Origin of the sequence: Nonomuraea sediminis (assembly GCF_018531495.1) — a bacterium.
Lineage (GTDB): Bacteria > Actinomycetota > Actinomycetes > Streptosporangiales > Streptosporangiaceae > Nonomuraea > Nonomuraea sediminis.
Window position 1 is genome coordinate 235536 of record NZ_JAHDTI010000013.1, and the last position, 21573, is coordinate 257108.

A 21573-nucleotide genomic window follows, 5' to 3' on the forward strand; every position below is an offset into this window, starting at 1 on the left:
GAGGGCAGCTTTACGTCAATGGAACGCGTCTGGCTGAACCGGGCCATGCACGCCGGGTTCTTCCTGCTGCTCGCCGCCTCGGCCTCGCGGCTGGTGGTCCGCCATCCGATGGACACCCAGACCGTGGCCGCGCTGACGGACGCCGGGCTGCTGGCCGTCCTCTACGCCGCGGGGGTGGCGATGTGGGAGCGGCTGGGGCACCGGGGCAGGCTGGCCTGGCTGGCGGCGGTGCTGGTGTGCTGGCTGGTGCTGGTCGAGCTGGCGCCGTCGTTCGCCTGGTGCGCGATCCCGCTGCTGTACGTGTGCCTGCGGCTGCTGCCGATCAGGGCCACGATCGCCGCGGCGGCCGTGCTGACGCTGGCGGTGATCATCGCGCAGATCAGCCTGGCCGACAGGTTCGACCCGAGCCTGGTGCTGGCGCCGATCGCGGTGGCGGCGATGACAGTGGTGATCTTCTGGGAGTTGCGGAGGGCGGGGATCATGCAGGAGCGCGAGCGGCTGTCCAGGGAGATCCACGACACGCTCGCCCAGGGCCTGACGAGCCAGCGGATGCTGCTGCAGGCGGCTGAGCGGGTGTGGGAGTCCGACCCGGCCAGCGCGCGCGAGTACCTCAGGACGGCCATCGAGGCGACCGGAGACAACCTGGAGGAGGCCCGCCGCTTCGTGCGCGACCTCGGGCCCGCCGCGCTGGCGCGGGGCTCTCTGGCCGACGCCATCAAGGCGATGAGCCCGGAGTTCCGCCTGGAGGGGCAGGAATACCCGATCGATCCCAGGACGCAGGCCGTCCTGCTGAGAGTGGCGCAGGGCGCGCTGGCCAACGCGCGCGAGCACGCCCACGCCAGCAGGGTGATCGTCACCCTGTCCTACCTGCCGGGCGAGGTGACGCTCGACGTGTACGACGACGGGGTCGGCATCACCGGCGAGCACCGGCCCGGGCGCGGGTACGGCTTGCGCGGCATGCGTGACCGGCTCGCGGAGGTGGGCGGGACGCTGGTGGTGGAGAGCGTGCCGGGCGAGGGCACGGCCGTGGCGGCGAGGATTCCGGTATGAAGCTGTTCCTGGTGGACGACCATCCCGTGGTCAGGGCGGGGCTCAAGGCGCTGCTGGCGGGCGAGCCCGACCTGGAGATCGTCGGTGAGGCGGAGAACGCCGAGGACGCGGTCCGGCTGATCGCGCTGCGCGGGCCCGACGTGGTGCTGATGGACCTGCAGCTCGGCGACGGCCCCGACGGCGTGGAGGCCACCAGACGGGTGCGCGCGCTGGCGAGCGCGCCGCAGGTGCTGGTGCTGACCACGTACGAGACCGACGCCGACATCGTGCGCGCGATCGACGCCGGCGCCACCGGCTACGTGCTCAAGGCCTGCCCGCCGGACGAGCTCTTCCAGGCCATCAGGGCCGCCGCCAGGGGCGAGACCGCGCTCTCGCCCAAGGTGGCGACCCGGATGATGCGCCGCATGCGCGACCCGGGGCCCGCGCTGACCGCCAGGGAGATCGAGATCCTGGAGCTGCTGGCCAGGGGCGCGGGCAACAAGGAGATCGCCAAGGCCCTGTTCATCACCGAGGCCACGGTCAAGACCCACCTCAACCACGTGTACGGCAAGCTGGGCGTGGACACGCGGACCGCGGCGGTCAGCAAGGCCATCGAGTCCGGATATATCCGGATCTAGAGGGTTCGGAACTGCCGGGTGGTCGAGATGGCGCCCGAGGTCGTCGTGGTGAAGGTCCGCATCGACCCGGCGAACTTGGACAGGTCCCACTCGGCCGGGCCGTGGTACCAGTACAGGTTGTCGGCCTGGTGCCCGTTCCCCGTGACCGAGGCCACCACCCGCGACCAGTGCTCCACTCCGTCGAAGATCACCGCGTAGGGCAGGTAGCGGGAGAACAGCTCCACCCGGTGCTGCTCCGGCACCTCGCCCAGGTCGCCGGAGAACAGGTAGTCGCGGAAGCCCAGCGTGTGGGCCAGCGCCGCCGAGCCCTTGGCGGTCTTGGCCGGCATGTACTGCCCGCCCACGGCCAGCGCGGCGCCCGCGATGACCACGGCCAGCCCGAGCAGGCCGTACGTGGTGAACCAGGCCAGCGCGACGGTGGCGAGCAGGCCGACGGCGATCAGGATCACGCCGATCGTCGTCCACCGGGTGCGCTCGGTGTCGGGGCGCCGGGCGAACCAGCCCTGGGTGACCACGTCGGCGTACAGCGCGTCGCGGACCTTGCCCAGGTGACCGCCGAAGGAGCCGGACAGCTGCGACAGCAGCACCGCGTCCCGTCCTTCGAAGATGGCGTCGTAGAGCGCCTTCTCGTACGGCAGCAGCGCCAGGATCGACGCGTTCGGCAGGCGGACCAGCAGCCAGTCGGGCGCGTCGTAGGCCTGCCTGGGCTGCTCGTCGATGCGCAGGTAGCCGCGCACGGCCAGGTCCACGATCGTCGCCGTCACGTCGACCACGTCGGCCTGCTCGTCCACGAGCGTGCCGATCTGCCCGGGACGTACCCCGTCGGGCGGGGTGAAGTGACCGTTCTGCACCGGGTTGATCGCGCCGCGCTCGCCCCCTGCCACACGGGCGTCGCGTCCACGGGTCCAGTACAGGATGAGCAGCCCGCCGAGCAGCAGCACCAGCAGCCCGGCAAGCGCCCCGCCGGTGATCGTGTTGAGCGTGAACGCCGTCGTCAGGGAGAAGCGGCGTTCCAGGATCGGGGCGCCCGCTCCGACGGAGCCCTTCGGGAAGCCGACGATCACGGTCAGCGCGTGGTCGGGCGCCAGGTAGTTCTGCTCGAAGTCTGCCTCGGTGGCCTCGTGGTCCATGCTGGCCGTGGTGCACCCCGTCACGGAGCCGAGGTCGCCGGCGAAGCACGACAGGTTCTGCACCTGGCCGGGCCCCGTCACCTTGACGGTGGCCTTGGTGACGGGCACCTTCCAGCCGCCCACCGCGTACCAGCGCAGTTCCTCGGTCCCGCCGGCGGGCGCGACGGCGCCCTTGACGTCGTACTCGACCGTGGCGGGCGCGGTGACGGTCAGCAGGTCGCCCTCGAGCTTGCCGCCCTTGACGCCGGAGACCTGGAAGACCCGGTCGTTGCCCTCGTCGTACCGGATCCGGGTGGTCAGGGTTCGCTGGAGCTGGCCGGTGCCCCCGACCTTCTCGATGACGTGCAGCGTGCCGCCCTTGCCGAGCTGCAGGGTCACCTCGTCGGTGATACCGGCTCCGGCCATGGCGGGGGTGGCGCTCAGCGCCAGGGCGGCGGCGCCCAAAACGGCCATCGTTAGCCTGGTTACCGTCATGGCCGCAAAGCGTATCGGGTCGGACCCCGCCGGCGGCGGGGTATCTCCGACCTGGGGTTTCAGAGCGTGATGGCGTTGGCGGCCCGGGCGATGCTCTCCTCCGAGGCGCCCTGGCCGGGGTTCTCCTTGGCCAGGGCCTGGTTGAGCGCGACGAAGGGGCGCATCCGCCGCTCGTACCGCTCGAAGGCCCCCTCCTCCTGCCCGGCCAGCTCCTCGGCCAGCACGTAGGCGCCCACCAGCGCCAGGCTCGTGCCCTGGCCCGACAGCAGGGAGGCGCAGTAGCCCGCATCGCCGAGCAGCGCCACCCGGCCGCGCGACCAGGTGTCGAGGTGGACCTGGGCGGCCGCGTCGAAGTAGAAGTCGTCGGCCTCCCACATCGCCTTGATCAGGCGCGGACCCTCCCACCGCATGCCCGCGCACCGCTCGGCCACCAGCCGCCTCTGCGCGGCGAGGTCGCGGTGGTCGTACTCGACCCTGGTCTCGGAGCCGAAGCCGAGGTTGACCCGCATCTGGGCGTTGCCGGGCACGCTGTACAGGCCGCATCCGGCATCGCCCTCCCGGTACCACATCTGCCAGCGGTCCAGGCCGAGGAAGTTGTCGGCCGTGTAGATGGCGACGTACATCCCGAGGTGCTCGAGGGGCTGCTCGCCGAACACCAGGCGGCGGGTGTTGGAGTGCAGCCCGTCGGCGCCGATCACGTAGTCGTAGTCGCCGGTCCTGCCGCTGTCGAAGCGCACCCTGACCCCGTGCTCGTCCTGGTCGATCGCCGCGATGGAGTCGCCGAAGAGGTAGTCGACGCCCGTGGTGGCCTCCATGACGATCCTGGTCAGGTCGTCGCGCATGAGCTCGATGTCGTCGTTGTCGATGCGGCCGCCGCTGATCGTCGACTCGGTGGTGCGCATGATCTCCTGGCCGTCGCCGTCGACCATGGACATCCCCTGCATGTCGGTCTTGTGGGCGCGGGCCTGCTCCAGGATGCCCATCCTGCGGGCCACCTCCAGCGCGGCGCCCCTGATGTCGACGGCCTGGCCGCCGGCGCGCGGGGCGGCGGCCCGCTCGACGACGGTCGCTTCGTGACCGTGCCCGTGCAGCAGGTGGGCCAGTGCCGGTCCACCGATGCCTGCTCCGGAAACGAGAACGCGCATGTCTGACTCCCCATCTGTATGTACGCTGTGCTCGTGCTGAATGTACAGCGTACATACAGGGCTCGCAACAGGGACTTCGCGCTAAGCTGTACTAGTGCAGAAGTATGCGGAGATCGTCGCCGAGCTGAAGAGGCGCATCGCCGAGGGCGAGCTCCAGGCCGGAGACCGGGTGCCCTCGACCAGGCAGCTGGCGCGCGAGTGGGGCGTGGCGCTGGCCACGGCCACCAAGGCGCTCAACGCGCTCAGCCAGGAGGGCGTGGTCAGGGCCGAGCCGCGGGTGGGCACCGTGGTGAGCACCGGGCGCCGTCCGCGGCGCGAAGGCGGGGAGGTGACCAGGGATCGCATCATCAGGGCGGCCATCGAGATCGCCGACGCCGAGGGGCTCGAAGCGCTCGGCATGCGCGGGCTGGCGGCCAAGCTCGGCATCGCCACGATGACGCTCTACCGGCACGTGCCCGGCAAGGAGGAGCTGGTCGTGCTCATGGTCGACGCCGTGATGGAGGAGTTCCCGCTGCCCGACCCCGCGCCGGAGGGGTGGCGGGCGCGGCTCGAGGCCTCGGCCAGGGTGCAGTGGGCCGGATACCGGGCCCATCCGTGGATGGCCGGGATCACCTCGCTGACCAGGCCGCTGCCGTCACCGAGCCTGCTGAAGCACGCCGAGTGGCAGCTGGCCGCTCTCGACGGCCACGGCCTGTCCCCCGAGACCATGCTGTACGTGCACATCCTGCACTACAGCTACGTGCAGGGCATCGCCGCCAACCTCGAGCTGGAGGCCGAGGCCGAGGCGGCCACCGGACTGACCGACGAGGAATGGATGGAGACGCAGGAGGCGCACATCTCCGCGATCGTGAGCTCGGGCTCCTACCCGACCTTCGCCAGGACCATCGCCGACATGGGCGGCGACTTCGACCTGAACCTCGACGAACTCTTCGAGATCGGCCTCGGCCCGATGCTGGACGGCCTGGCCTCGATCGTCGAACGACGGTCCCGCTGAAGGCCGGTGAGCGGGTCAGCGGATGCGGCGGCGCAGGGTGGGGTCGATCTGGACGTTGCGGCCCGCGTCCGGCGGCACGATGACCTCCTGGGCCGCGGCCACGCCACCGGCGAGCAGCGTCGCGTCGACCGGGACCGTCCGCTTGACCACGGCCAGCGCGACAGGCCCGAGCTCGTGGTGACGCGCCGACGAGCCGACCGTGCCGACCTCCTGGCTCTCGAAGATGACCGGCGCCCCGTGCGGCGGCAGGGTGTCGACGCTGCCGTCGAGGTGCAGGAAGACCAGGCGGCGCGGCGGGTGGCCCAGGTTGTGCACGCGGGCGACCGTCTCCTGGCCCCGGTAGCACCCCTTGCTCAGGTGTACGGCGGAGCCGATCCACCCCACCTCGTGCGGGATCGTCTTGTGGTCGGTGTCGAAGCCCAGGCGCGGCCGGTGCTGTTCGATCCTGAGCGCCTCATAGGCCCAGATGCCGGCCAGCGGCTTGCCCTGGTGGTCGCCCCTGGGCACGTAGAAGTCCTCGGTCGCGGTCGAGAGCACCGCCAGGTCGTCCACCCTGGACACCTCGACCCGCAGCATGAACCGCATCCTGTCGAGGTAGTCGACGAGGGCGTCGGAGGTGCCGGGCTCGACGTGGGCCAGCACGGCCTCGCCGTCGTCGACCAGCGTCAGGTGGTGCTCTACCCGCCCCTGCAGGTCGAGGATGAGCGTCTGCGTCCACTCACCGGGCCGCAGCGTGTCGAGTTTCTGCGAGGTCAGGTCGTTGAGCCATTTCAGCCGGTCGGCGCCGGCGATCCTGACGATCTCGCGGTTGCTCCTGTCGACCACGGCTTCGCCCTTGAGCAGGGCGCGTTGCTCGCCGTACAGGTCACCGTAATGAGCCGCCACGTCGGCGTCCACGCCGTCGGCCGCGACGGCGCCGGGGAGATCGAGCAGAGGGCTACGCATGCCTTCCAGGTTATCGGCAGTTCTTGCAGCGCCCGAAGACGGTCAGGTGTCGCACGTCGGTCACGAAACCCAGCTCCTCGTCCAGCGCCTTGACCAGCCCTTCCGCCATCTGGGGCCGTACCTCGATGACCTCGCCGCAGCCCCGGCAGACCAGGTGGACATGGTCGGCCTCGGCCGCCAGGTGGTAGGTGGGCGCGCCGTGACCGAGGTGGGTGTGGGTGACCATGCCGAGCTCTTCGAGCAGCTCCAGGGTGCGGTAGACGGTGGAGATGTTGACGCCGCGGGCCGTCTCGCGGACCTTGGCGCAGATCTCCTCCGGCGTGGCGTGCTCCAGCTCCTTGACCGCCTCGAGGACCAGCTGGCGCTGCGGCGTCACCCGGTATCCCTTGGCGCGGAGTTCCTCGTGCCACTGCGTCTCCGTCATGTCCTGAGAATAATCGCTTGCCCGGGTTGCGGGGCCTCGCATAGCGTCGTGAGCACGCGGAAAGGAGGTGGTCCAAACAATGGATAGTCATAGTTGGACTAGCGAGGTGGTTGTCCGCTAGCAACGCGGACCCATGTCTCGCGCCTGCTGGCGAATACGAGGCAATCACCGGGGCCCCCGACCGCCGGAGGGCGGGATCTGCGCGATCCCGTCCATGGTCCATCCGGCCCGCCTGACCCCAGGCGGAGGCGGTCTGGGGCCCTTTTGCATGCCTTCACCAGATCTCACCCTGTACGGCAGGCCGCTCTCACGGCCGCCCGCCGTACTTCGGCCAAGGGCCCGCGACCGGCGCTTGCGGCGAGTCGGTGCCGGTTACCCGCCGCTACGGCGCTTCGTTCTCGTGGCCTCCCGGATACCGCCGACAGGCGACGTACCCCTCAGCGTCTCTAGTCGGAGATCGCGATGCGGAGGCGGCGGAAGCCGCGGCCCTTGCTCTCGATCTTGGCGACCTTGATGTGCCCGATCTGCCGGGTGGAGGCCACGTGCGTGCCGCCGTCGGCCTGGGTGTCCAGGCCCACGATGTCCACGATGCGCACGTCCTCCACCTCCTCGGGGACCAGGTTGGTGGCCGTGCGGATGATGTCGGGGATCTCGAAGGCCTCCTTGCGGGGCAGCACGCGCACGTCGATCCGCCGGTCGGCGAGGATCTCGGCGTTGCAGGCGTCCTCCACCGCCTCCTTGAAGCCCGGCGGCACCTCCGGCATGTTGAAGTCCATGCGCGCCGACAGCGGCTCCATGTTGCCGCCGGTGACCAGCGAGCCGTAGTCGCGGAAGACGACCCCGCACAGCACGTGCAGCCCCGAGTGGGTGCGCATCAGGGCCGAGCGCCGCTCGTCCGCGACGGCCGCCTGGACGACGGTTCCGGCGGGCGGCACCGGGTCGCCTTCTGCCGGAATCAGGTGGAGTTCGTCGCCTTTGCGCACGCCGACGATCCGGGTCTCGACCCCGAGCCAGAGGAGAACTCCGTGATCCGCGGGCTGACCGCCCCCGCCTGGGTAGAATGCCGACCTGCTCAAGACGATCCCCTCGGGCGTCGAGTCCAGGACGACCGCCTCGAAGGAGCGCAGGTTCTGGTCGGCGAGTTCGAGCCGTTGCGTTCGCCCGTGGAGATCGGTGCTCATACCGGCAGCTTAGAGCCATGAGGTAGCCATGCGCGGCTTGACGCATCGACCCCTGATGGCACGGGCCGCGGCAATGCTGGCGATTTGTTTGCTTTGTTCGCTGCTTTCCGCCTGTGACGGCGCGGCGGGGGAGTCGGAGCCGCCCCGCCGTACTCCCGTCATCCAGAAGGTGACGCCGGTGGTGATGGTCGTCGGCGACAGCTTCACGGTCGGTTCAGGCCCCGTGCCGGCCTGGCGGACCTACGCCGCGCAGACTGCCAGGATGCTCGGCTGGCAGCCGGTCATCGCCGGCGCGGGCGGCACCGGCTACCTCAACCGCGGACGCGTCGGCCGCACCTTCCAGCAGTCCTTCGACGCCGAGCTGTCCTGGCGCCCCGCTCCCGACGTGCTGATCCTTTCGGGCGGCCACAACGACCACCGCCTGCCCACGCTGCTGGTACGGCGGGCCGCGGCCAGGCTCGTCTGGGAGGTCAAGGGCCGCTGGCCGAAGACCAGGATCGTGATGGTCGGGCCCATCTGGCTGGAGAACGCACCGCCGGAGGTCTACCAGGTGCGCGACGCGCTCAAGGAGGTGGCGGCGCGGGAGGGCGTGCCGTTCCTCGACCCGCTGGCGCGCCGCTGGGTCACCGGCAGGCCGGCGGAGACCGTGCTCCCCGACGGCGTGCATCCCACGGCGGCCGGCCACTTCCGCATCGCCCGCTGGCTCGCGCAGGCATTCCGAAGAATCTCTTGACATTCAAGTCTCTTGGCATTCAAGATAAAAGTGTCTTGAAAGCCAAGAGAACTGGATGTCCCCATGAACGTCATCATCATCGGCGCAGGCACCGGCGGCATGTGCCTGGCCCACGGGCTGAAGAGGGCCGGCGTGTCGGTGAAGGTCTACGAGCGCGACCACACCCGCACCGACGGCCTGTACGGCTACCGCGTCGGCATCGACCCCACCGGTAACCGGGCGCTGAAGGAGTGCCTGCCGCCCGAGCTGTTCGACACCTTCGTGGCGACCTGCGCGCGGGCGCCGAAGTACCTCAACGTGCTGACCGAGCGCGGCAGGTTCACCGCCTCGTTCCCGCTCAGGGACGACCACGACCCGGTCAACAGCGAGCGCTCGGTCTCCCGGATGACGCTGCGCCAGGTGCTGCTCACGGGCATGGAGGACGTGGTGGAGTTCGGCAAGGAGTTCACCCGCTACGAGCGCAACGCCGACGGCACGGTCACCGCGTACTTCGCCGACGGCACCTCCGCCACCGGTGACGTGGTGGTCGCCGCCGACGGCACCAACTCCAGGGTCCGGAGGCAGTACCTGCCGCACGCCCAGGTCAAGGACTCCGGCGTGATCGCCATGTCGGCCAAGGTCGCGGTGACCGACGAGACCAGGGCGCTGCTGCCCCGCGAGATGTTCGAGGGCCTGTCCATGGTCCTCGCGCCGCGCGGCAAGTTCTGCATCTGGCACGTGATGGAGTTCAAGTGGGACCGCGACGGCGCGGTCAAGGACGGCATCGGCGGCAACGAGGCCGAACTGGTCGAGAAGTGGCCCGGCCTGCTCTACGACAACACCCGTGACTACATCAACTGGGGCTTCTCCGCCTCGGTCGACAAGTATCCGGCCAACGTCATGGACCTGCGCGGCGAGAAGCTCATGGAGGTGGCCCTGGACATGACCCGCGACTGGGCGCCGAACATGCGGCGGCTCATCACGCTGTCGGACCCGGGTAGCTGCTTCCCGATCAACATCCGCACCTCGGTGCCGATCGACCCCTGGACCTCGACCAACATCACGCTGCTCGGCGACGCCATCCACACGATGACGCCGGGCCGCGGGGTCGGCGCCAACACCGCGCTGCGCGACGCCATGCTGCTGTGCCGCGAGCTGACCAGCGGCAAGCCCGTGGTCGAGGCGATCGCCGCCTACGAGCGGGAGATGATCCCCTACGGCTTCGCCAGGGTCAAGGACTCGCTCGCCCAGAACGGCATGAACGGCGACGACGCCCTGCACAAGCCCGTGATCGGCCGCCTGATGCTGGCCGTCAGCCGCGCCTTCTTCTCCGTCACCGACCGGATCCCGGCGCTGAAGCGCAAGTTCATCGCCGCGCAGTACGCCTACCGGGGAGCCGAGTGATCACCACGGGCCGTAGGGGCCGTTGTTGCCCCCGCGGCCCGTCCCCGTCACAGCGGGCTTGACGTCGACGATGTAGACGGCGGCTGCGATGATCGCGGCGATGGAGAAGATGCCGCCGGAGAACAGCACGCTGAGCCCGATGAAGGCCATGCCGCCCACGGCCATGAAGGAGCCTAGGTAGCCCCAGGCCACCGCCGTCGAGATCAGCGTGGCTACGGCCAGGATGATCAGCCAGAGGTTCTTGTTGAGCTTGCCCGCCGCGGTGAAGGCATTGGCAGGGATCCGAAGCGCATGAATCAGCGCGTAAAGCGACATGCCCAGGATGCCCAGCGCGAGCAGCAGGAACAGCAGGTTCAGTCCACTATTGATGACGCTCATGCTCGCTCCCAACGCCTCGCTGACGGCCCCAGCCTAGTGGGGAACCCCGGTGAACGCGGAAGGCCCGCCTCGATCGAGGCGGGCCTTCGCGTGTGCGCTCAGGCCTTCGTGGCGGCCTTGGGCGCGGTGCGCTTCTTGGGAGCGGGGGCGGGCTCGGTGGTCTCGGAGATCTGCTCCAGCTCGTGCGCGGCCTCGCCGCTGGCCTTGCTGACGACCTTGCGGCCGCGGGTGGCGAACTCCTCGTAGACCTCGGTCGCCTTGTGGGTCAGCTGGTCGGCGTACTCGCGGGCCTTCTCGGGGAACTCCCTGGCCAGCCCCTCGGCCTTGTCGGCGTACGCGCGGGCCTTGCCGGGCAGGTCCTTGGCCAGCTCGGCGCGGCGCGACTGCAGCTCCTGCAGCCGGTTCGGCAGCTCGCGCAGCTTCTCCACGGCGTAGTCGCCGGCGCCGGCCACGGCGAAGAACGGCTTGGACTCGGTGAGCTTCTTGACCTCGGTGGCGAGCGTCATGGGTTAACCTTCCTTGGTTTCCTGGTTGGCGGTGCCGTTGCTCGAGGTCGCCGAAAAGGGCTCAAGAGCGGCGAGATAGTCCTCTGGCAGCGGTTGCTCGTCATCCGGACCGGAGTCACGCACGGGGTCGGCATTCTGGGAGGTCTGCCCGGCCCCGGCGTGGCTCTCCTTGCGGAATGACTCGTAGATGTCGATCAGCACCTGGCGTTGCCGCCCGGTGAGATGCTTGTCGGCTCTGATCGCCGTGATGACGTCGCTGGGCGGCTCACGGTCCTCGATGAGGCCCGCTTGCACGTACAGCGCCTGCGCGGAGATGTGCAGCCCCTTGGCGATCTGGTTGAGGATCTCCGCGCTCGGCTTGCGCAGGCCACGCTCGATCTGGCTCAGGTAGGGGTTGGAGACCCCGGCCGCGGCGGCGAGCTGGCGCAGCGAGATCTTCGCCTGCTGCCGCTGCTCGCGGATGTACTCGCCGATCGAGCCGACCTTGGGTAGTGCCATGCCTCATAGTCTGCCCGAGAGTGCTTGCAATTGCAAACGGGCAGCTAGCAAGTGCAAGCGCTACAGCGGGACCACCCAGAGCAGGGGAGCCGAGACCACCAGCGCCACGACGAGCGTCACCAGCGCGTAGCGCGAGGCCGTGGCCAGGTCGGCGCCGGGCTTGACCAGGCGGTCCACCCTGGCCATGACGTGCTGGGCGTGGACGCCGAGCATGCCCTGCGGGGTGGGCATGGCGCCTGCCGTCCCGAACCTCAGCAGCGCGGTGGCCAGGCGGCGGGGCGAGCAGTAGCGGCGGGCGCGGTCGTCGGCGGCCATCTCGATCAGCAGCTCGACCTGCGAGTGGGCGTCCCTGACGACCTTCGACCAGGGCAGCGCGCGGCGCAGCGCGGCGAAGGGGAGCAGGACCAGGTCGTGGCGCTCGCGCACGTGCGCGGCCTCGTGCGCCAGGACGGCCGACAGCTCGTCCTCCGACAGCAGCTTGAGCGCGCCCTCGCTCACCACCACCTGCGAACGCAGGCCCGGCACGCAGTAGGCGGCGGCGAGCGGGTGGTCGAGCACGCGTACGCCGGGAACGACCGGGTTGTCGTGCGAGATCAGCCGCAGCAGCATCCGGTGGCGCCGCCGCGCGCGCAGCGTCTGGACGCCGGCCGCGAGCGTCACGACGACCAGCACCGACAGCGCGGTGAGGCCGGCGATCATGGCGAGGATGTGCGGCAGGTCCCAGGCGGCCTGCGGCGGGCGGCCGTCGGCGAAGAAGATCAGGCCGTGCAGGAGCCCCACGTCGTAGGGCTGCACGGCGTAGGCGAGCAGCGTGCCGGTGGTGGCCAGTCCCCAGGCCACGCCGAGTGCCTGCCACAACGTGATGGCCAGGCGGGGTGCCCGGGAGGTCCAGCGGGCGGTGGTGAAACGCCAGGAGCCGATCGCGCACGCGGTGGCGAGCGCGGCCAGCGCCACAGCCGTGATCACTCTTCCTCCAGCTCCGTCAGGGCTTTACGCAGGATCTCCGCCTCCGAGCCTGAAACGGCCTGGGCGAAGCGGGTCAGGGCGGCCGACCGGTCGCCCGTCATGTCCAGAGCTTCCAGCATAAGCTCGGCGATGTAGGAATCGCGGGTTTCCGCCGGTTCGTAACGCCATGCCCGGCCGTCACGCGTGCGACGGAGGAAGCCCTTGCGGGTCAGGCGGTCCAGGACGGTCATGACCGTGGTGGGTGCCAGGTCGCGGTCTTCGATGAGTCGTCCGACTTCGCGGGCGGTCAGTGGGGTGCTGTCCGCCCAGAGGATGTCCATGATGCTGCGCTCGAGCTCGCCAAGACCCTTCACACGCTCCAGCGTAGTACTACAACCCGTCGAGCTGGCACGCGGGCGGTTCACAGGAAATCGTGACATTCCAATGGCTTGTCCCCCAGAGCGCCTGTGTAGACGATCTGCGGGTGCGTTACTTCCTTGCTCTAACAGCCGCTATCGCCACGATCGGTGCGGCTTCCCCCTCGGGCACCACGGCCACCGCCACCGTCTTCTACCCCAACCCCGTCCAGCAGCTGGGTGACCAGAATCTCACCGACGCCAAGGACGCAGACCTGCCGGCCTTCGCTCCCGCCTACACCGGTGTGACCCTCACCGACCTGGACGGCTCCGGCACGCTGACCGGCCGCTACGTCAGGGTCAAGAGCACCACCGGCAAGGCCGCCCAGGCCGTCGGCGGCGCCTTCCCCGCCTACCACCGCGATGCCGACCAGTTCGAGCAGGTCATGGGCTACTACTGGGTCACCACGGCGCAGCGCTACCTGCAGTCGCTCGGATTCGGCTCGCGGTTCCGCCCGGTCAACCAGCGCCAGATCGAGCTGCGCATCGACCAGTACGGCGGCGACAACTCCTTCTTCCGCGACGACAAGGCCAACATCACGCTCGGCAAGGGCGGCGTGGACGACGCCGAGGACGCCGAGGTGATCGTGCACGAGTACGGCCACAGCGTCCAGGACGGCCAGGTCACCGGCTTCGGCACGAACCTGGAGTCCGGCTCGATCGGTGAGGCGTTCGGCGACTACCTGGCCGTCGCGGTGTCCAGCTGGGCCACCGGCGTGCCCACCAGGACCGACGAGGCCTGCGTCGCCGACTGGGACTCCACCTCCTACTCCGCCGCGCCGCACTGCCTGCGCAGGCTCGACGGCACCAAGCACTACCCCGAGGACGTCGTGGGCGAGGTGCACGCCGACGGCGAGATCTGGTCCAGGGCGCTGTGGGACATCCGCACGGCCCTGGGCGACACCAAGGCCACCACGCTGATCGTGGAGGCCCAGTTCGGCTTCGCCAAGGACACCTCCTTCCGCGCCGCCGCGCAGCAGACCGTCGCCACGGCCCAGAGCCTGTACGGCAACGCCGCCGCGACCGCGGTCACGAAGGCGTTCACCGATCGGGGCCTGCTATAGCCGACCAGGGAATGGTCAGCTCACCGAGCCGCCACCTGGCCCTGCCTCCCGTGGGCGCGTGCTGAGGGATGGGCCAGGTGGCTCCAAGCAGTTCCACGGCCGCCAGCCATCGCGCGCGGCGGCCGTGGACGCCGTAGGGCGCGCTGACGGCCCAGGCGTGGTCGAAGTCCTTCAGGAAGGCGTGGATCGGCTCGCCGGGCACGTTGCGGTGGATGAGCGTCTTGGGCAGCCGGTCGGCCAGGTCCGACGGCTTGTCGAAGGCGTCGAAGCGGGCCGAGAACGTCAGCGTCCGCGGCCCGCCGCGGTCCAGGCCCACCCAGACCGCGCGGTTCCCGATCTCCGAGCAGGTGCCCTCGACGATCACGCCGCCCGGTGCCAGCTTGCCGCGCAGCACGTCCCAGTAGTGCCAGGCCTCGGCCTCGCCGTACTGCCTGAGCACGTTGAAGGCCCGGATGAGCAGGGGCGGGCGGGGCGTGGGCAGCTCGAAGCCGCCGAGCGCGAAGCTCAGGCCCGCTCTGGCGTAGGGCAGGGCGGCGGCGACCCGTTCCGGATCGATCTCCAGGCCGAGCACCTCGACACCGGAGGGGAGCCGGGTGAACAGCTCCACGGTGGTGACGGGGGAGGCGCCGTAGCCCAGGTCGACCACCAGGGGCCGGCCGGCCGCACGCAGCACGCGGCCGTGCATGGCCAGGATCCACCGGTCCGCCCTGCGCAGGCGGTTGACCCCGGTGGTGCCCCTGGTGATCGCGCCGAGCGGCTTCACGAGACGCGGTGGACCTTGTGCTGTGCCGCCTGCGCGCGCGGGCGCATGACGATGCGGTCGATGTTCACGTGCGCGGGCCTGGTCACGCACCAGGCGATCGCGTCGGCCACGTCGTCCGAGCTCAGCGGGTCGGGCACGCCCTGGTAGACGCGCTCGGCCGCCTCGGCGTCGCCGCGGAACCTGGTGACCGCGAAGCCCTCGCTCTTGACCATCCCCGGCGCGATCTCCACGATACGGACCGGCTGCCCCACCAGTTCCAGGCGCAGCGTCTCGGTCATCGCGGTCTGGGCGTGCTTGGCGGCGACGTAACCGCCGCCGCCCTCGTAGGACACCAGCCCGGCGGTGGAGGTGAGCATCACCAGCACCCCGTCGCCCGACTCGACGAGCAGGGGCACCAGGGCCTGGGTCACCCGCAGCGCGCCGAGCACGTTCGTGTCGTACATCCGCTGCCAGTCCTCCAGGTGGCCCTCGGCCACGCTCTCCATGCCGAGCGCGCCTCCGGCGTTGTTCACGAGGACGTCACAGCGCGTCAAAGAAGCCTTGAGCGAGTCAACGGACTCCTGGGAGGTGACGTCCAGCGTGACCGGGGTGATGCCGGGCACCTCCGCGGCCAGTTCGTCCAGCCGCTCGCGCCGCCTGGCGCCCGCAACGACCTGGTAACCCTCGGCCGCCAGCCTACGGGCCGTGGCCTCGCCGATTCCGCTGCTGGCACCCGTGACAACCGCCGTTTTCTTCATGTTCACATCCTGTCGGACTCTGAGTCGTGGTCTCATGTCGGGAATGTCGGACCGATCTGGACAGTTGTATCTCGCTTGGAGGTGATGTCGGGTGAGGCGTGGACGGGTAGACCGGGTCGCGACGATCAGCATGCACACGTCCCCGCTGGACCAGCCTGGCACGGGCGACGCCGGCGGGATGAACGTCTACATCGTCGAAACGGCAAAAAGGCTCGCCCAGCTCGGCGTCGAGGTGGAGATCTTCACCCGCCAGACGGCCCGCGACCTGCCTCCCGTCGCGGAACTCGCCCCCGGCGTGCTGGTCAGGCACCTCACCGCCGGGCCGTACGAGGAGCTCGACCGCGCCGACATGCCCGGGCAGCTGTGCGCGTTCCTGTCGGGCGTGCTGCGCACCGAGGCCATGTACGACCCGGGCCGCTACGACGTCATCCACTCCCACTACTGGCTGTCCGGCCAGGTCGGCTGGCTGGCCAAGGAACGCTGGGGCGTGCCCCTAGTGCACAGCATGCACACCATGGCCAAGGTCAAGAACCAGCTGCTCGCCGCGGGCGACAACCCCGAGCCGCAGATGCGCGTGATCGGCGAGGAACAGGTCGTGGAGATCGCCGACCGCCTGATCGCCAACACCGACGACGAGGCGGCCGAGCTCATCCAGCTCTACGGCGCGCCGGAGGAGCGCGTCGCCGTGGTCAACCCGGGCGTCAACCTCACCGTCTTCCAGCCCGCCTCCCGCGGCTCCGCGCGCCGCAGGCTCGGCCTGCCGCAGGACGCCCACGTGCTGCTGTTCGTGGGCAGGATCCAGCCGCTCAAGGCCCCCGACGTGCTGCTGCGCGCCGCCTCCAGGATGCTCATCGAGGACCCTGAGCTGCGTTCCCGGCTGGTCGTGGCCTGCGTCGGCGGCCCCTCGGGCAACGGCCTGGCCCGGCCCTCCATGCTCACCGACCTGGCCGCCGAGCTGGGCATCTCCGACGTGGTACGGCTGGTGCCGCCCGCGCCGCAGCACGAGCTGGCCGACTGGTACCGCGCCGCCGACGTGACCGTGGTGCCCTCCTACAGCGAATCGTTCGGCCTGGTCGCGCTCGAGTCCCAGGCCTGCGGCACCCCGGTCGCCGCGGCCGCCGTGGGCGGGCTGCGCACGGCCGTGGCCGACGGCGTGTCCGGCGTGCTCGTGGACGGCCACGACCCCTACGACTGGGCCGCCGTGCTGCGCCGCTTCGTCGTCTCGCCCCGCTGGCGCGACGGCCTGTCCGCCGGCGCGCGCACGCACGCCGCCGCCTTCGGCTGGCAGGCCACCGCCGCCCGCCTGGTCGAGGTCTACACGGGCGCCAAGGACAACCTCCACCCGCTGCCCGTGGCCCTCAGCTCCTAGGCTGTACGGCATGCGCGACATGGTCGAGGAGGCGCTCAAGGCGTCGGAGATCCCCTATGAGGAAGCACGGCCAGGCGCATACGTGGTGACGCTGCCGGGACAGCGCAAGCTGGCCACCGTCGCCTGGCTCGTCCTCGGCGACCAGGCCATGCTCGTCGAGGCCTTCTTCTGCAGGCAGCCGGAGGAGAACCACGCCGAGTTCTACCGGTTCCTGCTGTCCAAGAACGGCGGCATGTACGGCGTGCACTTCTGCCTCGACGACGTGGGCGACGTCTACCTGCTCGGCCGCGTCCCGCTGGCGGCGGTCACGGCCGAGGAGATCGACCGGCTGCTCGGCTGCGTGCTGACCTACTCGGACGACTGGTTCAACCGGGCCCTTGAGCTGGGCTTCGCCTCCAGCATCAGGCGCGAGTGGGAGTGGCGGGCCAGCAGGGGCGAGTCGCTGAAGAACCTCCAGGCCTTCGCCCACTTCGCAGACCCCGAGCGCCCCTAGGATTGTCCGCATGGCGACTTTGGTACTGCTGCGGCACGGCGAGAGTGACTGGAACGCCAAGGGGCTGTTCACCGGATGGGTGGACGTCAGCCTCTCGGCCAAGGGCGAGGAGGAGGCCCGCCGCGGCGGCAGGCTTCTGGTCGAGGCCGGGGTCCGGCCCGACGTGGTGCACACCAGCCTGCTGACCAGGGCGATCCAGACGGCCCAGCTGGCGCTGGCGGAGGCCGACCTGCTGTGGCTGCCCGTGATCCGCTCATGGCGGCTCAACGAGCGCCACTACGGGGCCCTGCAGGGCAAGAACAAGGCGCAGACCCGCGAGGAGTTCGGCGACGACCAGTTCATGCTGTGGCGCCGCTCCTACGACGTGCCGCCGCCGCCCATCGCAGACTCCGACGAGTTCTCCCAGGCCGGCGACCCCCGGTACGCGCTGCTGCCGCCCGAGCTGATGCCGCGCACGGAGTGCCTGAAGGACGTCGTGGAGCGCATGCTGCCGTACTGGTACGACGCCATCGTGCCCGACCTGGCGGCCGGCCGTACCGTGCTGGTGGCGGCGCACGGCAACTCGCTGCGCGCGCTGGTCAAGCACCTGGACGGCATCTCCGACGAGGACATCGCGGGGCTGAACATCCCCACCGGCATCCCGCTGCGCTACGAGCTCGACGAGGCCTTCAGGCCGCTGTCGAGCGAGTACCTCGACCCCGAGGCGGCCAAGGCCGCCATCGAGGCCGTCGCCAACCAGGGCCGCTAGCCGGGGCGCGAGCCCGTCACCAGGTAGACCACATCGCCGGCCACGCGGACCGCGTGGTCGGCGTACCGCTCGTAGTAGCGGCCGATCAGCGTGATGTCGATGGCCGGCTCCACGCCGTGCTCCCATTCCTTGGACAGGATGTTCCTGAACAGCCGCCGGTGCAGCCTGTCCATGGCGTCGTCGTCCTGCTCGAGCTCGAGCGCCGACTCCACGTCCCGCGAGGCGATGCAGCTGCCCGCCTTGGTGACCAGGTTCTCGGCGATCTGACCCATCTCCAGGATCGTGGAGCGCACGTCGGCGGGGATCGCCGACTCCGGGTGGCGCAGCCGCGCGACCTTGGCCACGTGCACCGCCAGGTCGCCCATGCGCTCCAGGTCCGTGCCCATGCGCAGCGCGGTGATCACCATCCGCAGGTCGACGGCGACCGGCTGCTGGCGCGCCATCAGTTCGAAGATCGACGTCTCGATCTGCTCGAAATTGACGTTCACCTCCACGTCGCGCGAGATCACGCTCTCGGCGAGCTGCAGGTCGGCATCGAGCAGGGCGGTGGTCGCCCGGGAGATGGCCGACCGGACAAGCCTGGTCATCTCTACCAGCTTGTCAGTAAGGGAATCGAGTTCTTCATGGTACGCGTCGCGCATGCCGTCACCGTACGTGCCTCTCAATGAACGAACCTCTACAGCTAGATGAACTTTCCGGGAAAGGGCCGTTCATCCCCTGGTGAGAGGTCTGTGCCTTGTGGGTTGGCCACCTACCATCGAAGACATGAGTGAGATGGCCATGAGCTTTGCTGCCCTGGCCGGATTCGTCGTGGGGGCCCTGGCGATCCTGTTCTACAGGAACCAGATCGAGACTCCCAGCCGCACCGCATCCGCCACCGACCCGGAGACGGGCGCTCTCCCGCAGGGCGTCGCCTCCGTGCTGGCCGTACTGCCGTCGAGCGCCGTCGTGCTCGACGCGCACGACAGGGTGCTGCGGGCCAGCTCGGCCGCTCGGGCGTTCGGGCTGGTGAAGGGCGACCGGCTGATGGCCGCCGAGCTGCTGGCGCTTGCCAGGCAGGTGCGCAGGGACGGAGAGATCAGGGAGAGCGAGATCGACGTGGCCGGGCACAAGTTCGGCCAGGAGACCACCAACTTCGCCGTCCGCGTGGCCCCGCTGGGCTCTCATGGACAGGTGCTCGTGCTCGCGGAGGACCAGACCGAGCGGCGCAGGGTCGAGGCCGTGCGCAGGGACTTCGTGGCCAACGTCAGTCACGAGCTGAAGACCCCGGTGGGCGCGCTCAGCCTGCTGGCGGAGACCATCCAGGACGCCGCCGACGACCCCGAGGCGGTCACCCGCTTCGCCGGCCGCATGCAGCACGAGGCGGCCCGGCTCAACTACCTGGTCCAGGACCTGATCACGCTGAGCAGGATCCAGGGCGCCGAACCCATCCCCACCCCCGGCCAGGTCCCCATCGACGAGGCCGTCAACGACGCCATCGACCACTGCAACACCAAGGCCGCGGCCAAGGACATCGCCCTCGTCACCGGCGGCACCGAGGGGCTGCGCATCTGGGGCGACGACGAGCTGCTCGTCACCGCCCTGCGCAACCTCATCGACAACGCCGTCGCCTACAGCCCCGAGCACACCCGCGTGGTCGTCAGCGTCCGCCCGGCCGGAGACTCGGTCGAGATCAGCGTCAGCGACCAGGGCATCGGCATCCCCGAGGAGTCGCTCGAGCGCATCTTCGAGCGCTTCTTCCGCGTCGACGCCGCCCGCTCGCGCGCGACCGGCGGCACCGGACTCGGCCTGGCCATCGTCAAACACGTGGCCGTCGCGCACGCCGGAGAGGTGTCCGTCTGGAGCAAGGAAGGATCCGGCTCCACCTTCACGCTTCGCCTGCCCGCCTTCGGCGGTACGGCGATCGCAGTACCACCCTCGATCCCCCTGGAGACAGCCCCATGACCCGAGTACTCGTCGTCGAGGACGAGGAGTCGTTCTCCGACGCCCTGTCCTACATGCTGCGCAAGGAGGGCTTCGAGGTGTCGGTCGCGGCGACCGGACCCGAGGCGCTCGACACCTTCGACCGCAGCGGCGCCGACCTGGTGCTGCTCGACCTGATGCTGCCCGGCCTGCCCGGCACCGAGGTGTGCCGCTCGCTCCGCCAGCGCTCCAAGGTCCCCGTCATCATGCTGACGGCCAAGGACAGCGAGATCGACAAGGTCGTCGGGCTCGAGCTGGGCGCCGACGACTACGTGACCAAGCCCTTCTCCTCCCGCGAGCTGGTCGCCCGCATCCGCGCCGTGCTGCGCCGCCAGGGCGACGCGCCCGAGGAGCTCGAGACCTCGGTGCTGACGGTCGGTCCCGTCCGGATGGACGTCGACAGGCACGTCGTGGCGGTCCGCGGGGACCACGTGCAGCTGCCGCTGAAGGAGTTCGAGCTGCTCGAGGTGCTGCTGCGCAACGCCGGCCGGGTGCTGACCCGCGGCCAGCTCATCGACCGCGTCTGGGGCGCCGACTACGTGGGCGACACCAAGACGCTCGACGTGCACGTCAAGCGGCTCCGGGCGAAGATCGAGGCCGACCCCTCCAACCCGCGCTGCATCCTCACGGTGCGCGGGCTGGGCTACAAGTTCGACGCCACCGAGGAATGACCGACGACGAAGGGTCCGGTACGGCATGCCGTACCGGACCCTTTTGGCGTGTCTTTGCGTGATCGTGGCCGGGCTGCCACGCTCACGTGCGCCGTGACGGCGGGCGAGTGTCACCGACTCGCCGCAGGCGCCGGTCGCGGGCCCTCAGCCGGAGTACGGCGGGCGGCCGGTGGCGGCGGCTTCGCCGTACCTCAGTTGGCTTCCTCGGTCGGGGAAGCGGACGGGGTGGCGCTGGGCGTGGGGGCCGCGGTGGCGTTGGGAGCCGGCGGGTAGTCCTTGAACTCGCGGCTGCGCGTGACCACGGGCACGTTCAGGCTGATCGTGCCGGCGTTGGCGAACTGGAGGTCCAGCTTGATGCTCTCGCCGCCCCGCAGGCCCTTCGGGATGCCCTCGAGCAGCAGCAGGGGCGTGGGCTTGCCGGTGTTGACGAGCTGGTTGCTCGGCAGCTGGATCGGGGTCGAGACCTTGACCGTGCCGAGGTCACCCGCGTTGACCGCCTGGAGGGTGTCGGCGGCCGCGGCCGTGTTGAGGATGTTCAGGTAGATCGGAACGGAACCGCGGTAGGCGATCTGGGCACCCGAGTCGGGACCGAGGATGAACGCCTGCGGGATGTCAATGCCGCGCTGACCGTATTTGCCCTGATCGATGAGGACCGCTGCCTCGTTGGGGGCGTACGGCTTGTTGGTGTTGGCATCGGCCCCGGCCGCACAGCCCGCGAGCACGGGGGCTGCCATGAAAACGGCGGCGGCGGCGATCCAGCGACGGCTGGTCACGGGAGGGTTCTCCTTGGGGTGGCACTGTGCAAGATGGGCAGCGCCTACCATATCCGCCCCAATCCATGGTCATATCCGCACCCCCGCAGGTCATTAGCTATGTCAGCTATTGCGATTCATAGAGTTGAAGGGTTGTCAAGTCCTAATGTGCGGCTTTGACCTGCAGTTATGGTG

At 69.9% G+C, this 21573-nt stretch carries 25 protein-coding genes; 11 read left to right on the top strand and 14 right to left on the bottom strand.

The genetic code is table 11. From position 1 onward, the window contains the following. The first annotated feature begins 18 nt into the window (after nt 1-18). Entirely contained in the window at nt 19-1050 is a 1032-nt protein-coding gene (locus KIK09_RS43350; RefSeq protein WP_250574688.1) for a sensor histidine kinase, read from the top strand. Then, nucleotides 1047-1667, top strand: coding sequence for a response regulator (locus KIK09_RS43355; protein WP_214325345.1), 621 nt, complete (start codon nt 1047-1049; stop codon nt 1665-1667). The genes KIK09_RS43350 and KIK09_RS43355 overlap by 4 nt, the downstream gene beginning before the upstream one ends. On the opposite strand, the gene KIK09_RS43360 is transcribed toward KIK09_RS43355, so the two are convergent. Beyond that, on the bottom strand, nt 1664-3250 hold the full coding sequence (locus KIK09_RS43360; protein ID WP_250574689.1) for a DUF2207 domain-containing protein: 1587 nt from the start codon (nt 3248-3250) through the stop codon (nt 1664-1666). The two genes, KIK09_RS43355 and KIK09_RS43360, sit on opposite strands and share 4 nt — an antisense overlap. Nucleotides 3251-3330: 80 nt before the next feature. Further along, entirely contained in the window at nt 3331-4416 is a 1086-nt protein-coding gene (locus KIK09_RS43365; protein WP_214325347.1) for an FAD-dependent monooxygenase, read from the bottom strand. Between the two features lie 94 nt (nt 4417-4510). Here KIK09_RS43365 and KIK09_RS60320 point away from each other — a divergent pair, with 94 nt between their 5' ends. After that, complete coding sequence (locus tag KIK09_RS60320; protein WP_214325348.1) at nt 4511-5410, top strand: TetR/AcrR family transcriptional regulator C-terminal domain-containing protein; 900 nt, start codon at nt 4511-4513, stop codon at nt 5408-5410. Nucleotides 5411-5425: 15 nt separating this feature from the next. On the opposite strand, the gene ygfZ is transcribed toward KIK09_RS60320, so the two are convergent. The 3 genes from ygfZ to KIK09_RS43385 all read right to left on the bottom strand — a co-directional run bounded on the left by ygfZ (nt 5426) and on the right by KIK09_RS43385 (nt 7960). Then, entirely contained in the window at nt 5426-6355 is a 930-nt protein-coding gene (gene ygfZ / locus KIK09_RS43375) for a CAF17-like 4Fe-4S cluster assembly/insertion protein YgfZ (RefSeq protein ID WP_214325349.1), read from the bottom strand. A 10-nt stretch (nt 6356-6365) separates the two neighbouring features. Continuing rightward, a complete protein-coding gene (locus KIK09_RS43380) occupies nt 6366-6779 on the bottom strand; it encodes a Fur family transcriptional regulator (protein ID WP_214325350.1) in 414 nt (137 codons plus the stop codon). A 446-nt stretch (nt 6780-7225) separates the two neighbouring features. Beyond that, entirely contained in the window at nt 7226-7960 is a 735-nt protein-coding gene (locus KIK09_RS43385) for an alanyl-tRNA editing protein (protein WP_214325351.1), read from the bottom strand. A gap of 184 nt (nt 7961-8144) precedes the next feature. On the opposite strand from KIK09_RS43385, the gene KIK09_RS43390 reads away from it, so the two are divergent. Together KIK09_RS43390 and KIK09_RS43395 are read left to right on the top strand one after the other, a co-directional pair. Then, a complete protein-coding gene (locus KIK09_RS43390) occupies nt 8145-8693 on the top strand; it encodes an SGNH/GDSL hydrolase family protein (RefSeq protein ID WP_250574744.1) in 549 nt (182 codons plus the stop codon). Between the two features lie 63 nt (nt 8694-8756). Continuing rightward, nucleotides 8757-10076, top strand: a complete 1320-nt coding sequence (locus tag KIK09_RS43395; RefSeq protein WP_214325353.1) for an FAD-dependent oxidoreductase — start codon at nt 8757-8759, stop codon at nt 10074-10076. Here KIK09_RS43395 and KIK09_RS43400 read toward each other — a convergent pair whose 3' ends face one another. The 5 genes from KIK09_RS43400 to KIK09_RS43420 form a co-directional block, all read right to left on the bottom strand. Beyond that, nucleotides 10077-10454 carry a DUF2516 family protein gene (locus KIK09_RS43400; protein WP_214325354.1) on the bottom strand — a complete coding sequence of 126 codons (378 nt, stop codon included), beginning with the start codon at nt 10452-10454 and terminating at the stop codon, nt 10077-10079. Between the two features lie 98 nt (nt 10455-10552). Continuing rightward, on the bottom strand, nt 10553-10960 hold the full coding sequence (locus tag KIK09_RS43405; protein ID WP_214325355.1) for a hypothetical protein: 408 nt from the start codon (nt 10958-10960) through the stop codon (nt 10553-10555). A gap of 3 nt (nt 10961-10963) precedes the next feature. Then, nucleotides 10964-11458 (bottom strand): helix-turn-helix domain-containing protein, encoded by a 495-nt coding sequence (locus tag KIK09_RS43410; protein WP_214325356.1) that lies wholly within the window; start codon nt 11456-11458, stop codon nt 10964-10966. 60 nt (nt 11459-11518) lie between these two features. Further along, nucleotides 11519-12424, bottom strand: a complete 906-nt coding sequence (locus tag KIK09_RS43415; protein ID WP_214325357.1) for a M56 family metallopeptidase — start codon at nt 12422-12424, stop codon at nt 11519-11521. Continuing rightward, a complete protein-coding gene (locus tag KIK09_RS43420) occupies nt 12421-12777 on the bottom strand; it encodes a BlaI/MecI/CopY family transcriptional regulator (protein WP_214325358.1) in 357 nt (118 codons plus the stop codon). The genes KIK09_RS43415 and KIK09_RS43420 overlap by 4 nt, the downstream gene beginning before the upstream one ends. Nucleotides 12778-12887: 110 nt before the next feature. On the opposite strand from KIK09_RS43420, the gene KIK09_RS43425 reads away from it, so the two are divergent. Beyond that, the gene (locus KIK09_RS43425) at nt 12888-13883 is read left to right on the top strand and encodes a M36 family metallopeptidase (protein ID WP_214325359.1); all 996 of its coding nucleotides are present in this window, start codon (nt 12888-12890) and stop codon (nt 13881-13883) included. Here the strand turns inward: KIK09_RS43425 and KIK09_RS43430 are convergent. Both KIK09_RS43430 and KIK09_RS43435 read right to left on the bottom strand, forming a co-directional pair. Then, nucleotides 13861-14646, bottom strand: coding sequence for a class I SAM-dependent methyltransferase (locus KIK09_RS43430; protein WP_308164672.1), 786 nt, complete (start codon nt 14644-14646; stop codon nt 13861-13863). The two genes, KIK09_RS43425 and KIK09_RS43430, sit on opposite strands and share 23 nt — an antisense overlap. After that, entirely contained in the window at nt 14643-15383 is a 741-nt protein-coding gene (locus tag KIK09_RS43435) for an SDR family NAD(P)-dependent oxidoreductase (RefSeq protein WP_214325360.1), read from the bottom strand. Before KIK09_RS43435 ends, KIK09_RS43430 begins: the two co-directional genes overlap by 4 nt. A 91-nt stretch (nt 15384-15474) precedes the next feature. Between KIK09_RS43435 and mshA the strand changes: the two genes are divergently transcribed. From mshA to KIK09_RS43450, 3 genes are read left to right on the top strand one after another with little or no spacing between them, the layout of a single operon-like run. Next, entirely contained in the window at nt 15475-16752 is a 1278-nt protein-coding gene (mshA, locus tag KIK09_RS43440; protein WP_443678889.1) for a D-inositol-3-phosphate glycosyltransferase, read from the top strand. Nucleotides 16753-16762: 10 nt separating this feature from the next. Further along, the gene (locus KIK09_RS43445; RefSeq protein ID WP_214325361.1) at nt 16763-17245 is read left to right on the top strand and encodes a type III secretion system chaperone family protein; all 483 of its coding nucleotides are present in this window, start codon (nt 16763-16765) and stop codon (nt 17243-17245) included. 10 nt (nt 17246-17255) lie between these two features. Then, the gene (locus KIK09_RS43450) at nt 17256-17993 is read left to right on the top strand and encodes a phosphoglyceromutase (RefSeq protein ID WP_214325362.1); all 738 of its coding nucleotides are present in this window, start codon (nt 17256-17258) and stop codon (nt 17991-17993) included. Here KIK09_RS43450 and phoU read toward each other — a convergent pair. Next, complete coding sequence (phoU, locus tag KIK09_RS43455; protein ID WP_214325363.1) at nt 17990-18634, bottom strand: phosphate signaling complex protein PhoU; 645 nt, start codon at nt 18632-18634, stop codon at nt 17990-17992. The genes KIK09_RS43450 and phoU overlap by 4 nt on opposite strands. A gap of 133 nt (nt 18635-18767) precedes the next feature. Here phoU and KIK09_RS43460 point away from each other — a divergent pair, with 133 nt between their 5' ends. Both KIK09_RS43460 and KIK09_RS43465 read left to right on the top strand, forming a co-directional pair. Then, a complete protein-coding gene (locus KIK09_RS43460) occupies nt 18768-19937 on the top strand; it encodes a sensor histidine kinase (RefSeq protein WP_214325490.1) in 1170 nt (389 codons plus the stop codon). Then, a complete protein-coding gene (locus KIK09_RS43465; protein WP_214325364.1) occupies nt 19934-20626 on the top strand; it encodes a winged helix-turn-helix domain-containing protein in 693 nt (230 codons plus the stop codon). Before KIK09_RS43460 ends, KIK09_RS43465 begins: the two co-directional genes overlap by 4 nt. Before the next feature lie 191 nt (nt 20627-20817). Here KIK09_RS43465 and KIK09_RS43470 read toward each other — a convergent pair whose 3' ends face one another. Further along, a complete protein-coding gene (locus tag KIK09_RS43470) occupies nt 20818-21399 on the bottom strand; it encodes a copper chaperone PCu(A)C (RefSeq protein WP_308164673.1) in 582 nt (193 codons plus the stop codon). Between the last annotated feature and the right edge of the window lie 174 nt (nt 21400-21573).

Coding starts and splice junctions, on each gene's coding strand:
- KIK09_RS43410 (WP_214325356.1), bottom strand. CDS start 11,458: ATGGCACTACCCAAGGTCGGCTCGATCGGCGAGTACATCCGCGAGCAG.
- KIK09_RS43380 (WP_214325350.1), bottom strand. CDS start 6,779: ATGACGGAGACGCAGTGGCACGAGGAACTCCGCGCCAAGGGATACCGG.
- KIK09_RS43395 (WP_214325353.1), top strand. CDS start 8,757: ATGAACGTCATCATCATCGGCGCAGGCACCGGCGGCATGTGCCTGGCC.
- KIK09_RS43405 (WP_214325355.1), bottom strand. CDS start 10,960: ATGACGCTCGCCACCGAGGTCAAGAAGCTCACCGAGTCCAAGCCGTTC.
- KIK09_RS43350 (WP_250574688.1), top strand. CDS start 19: ATGGAACGCGTCTGGCTGAACCGGGCCATGCACGCCGGGTTCTTCCTG.
- KIK09_RS43360 (WP_250574689.1), bottom strand. CDS start 3,250: ATGGCCGTTTTGGGCGCCGCCGCCCTGGCGCTGAGCGCCACCCCCGCC.
- KIK09_RS43460 (WP_214325490.1), top strand. CDS start 18,768: ATGGCCATGAGCTTTGCTGCCCTGGCCGGATTCGTCGTGGGGGCCCTG.
- KIK09_RS43445 (WP_214325361.1), top strand. CDS start 16,763: ATGCGCGACATGGTCGAGGAGGCGCTCAAGGCGTCGGAGATCCCCTAT.
- KIK09_RS43465 (WP_214325364.1), top strand. CDS start 19,934: ATGACCCGAGTACTCGTCGTCGAGGACGAGGAGTCGTTCTCCGACGCC.
- KIK09_RS43390 (WP_250574744.1), top strand. CDS start 8,145: ATGGTCGTCGGCGACAGCTTCACGGTCGGTTCAGGCCCCGTGCCGGCC.
- KIK09_RS43450 (WP_214325362.1), top strand. CDS start 17,256: ATGGCGACTTTGGTACTGCTGCGGCACGGCGAGAGTGACTGGAACGCC.
- KIK09_RS43355 (WP_214325345.1), top strand. CDS start 1,047: ATGAAGCTGTTCCTGGTGGACGACCATCCCGTGGTCAGGGCGGGGCTC.
- KIK09_RS43400 (WP_214325354.1), bottom strand. CDS start 10,454: ATGAGCGTCATCAATAGTGGACTGAACCTGCTGTTCCTGCTGCTCGCG.
- phoU (WP_214325363.1), bottom strand. CDS start 18,634: ATGCGCGACGCGTACCATGAAGAACTCGATTCCCTTACTGACAAGCTG.
- KIK09_RS43365 (WP_214325347.1), bottom strand. CDS start 4,416: ATGCGCGTTCTCGTTTCCGGAGCAGGCATCGGTGGACCGGCACTGGCC.
- KIK09_RS43385 (WP_214325351.1), bottom strand. CDS start 7,960: ATGAGCACCGATCTCCACGGGCGAACGCAACGGCTCGAACTCGCCGAC.
- KIK09_RS43435 (WP_214325360.1), bottom strand. CDS start 15,383: ATGAAGAAAACGGCGGTTGTCACGGGTGCCAGCAGCGGAATCGGCGAG.
- ygfZ (WP_214325349.1), bottom strand. CDS start 6,355: ATGCGTAGCCCTCTGCTCGATCTCCCCGGCGCCGTCGCGGCCGACGGC.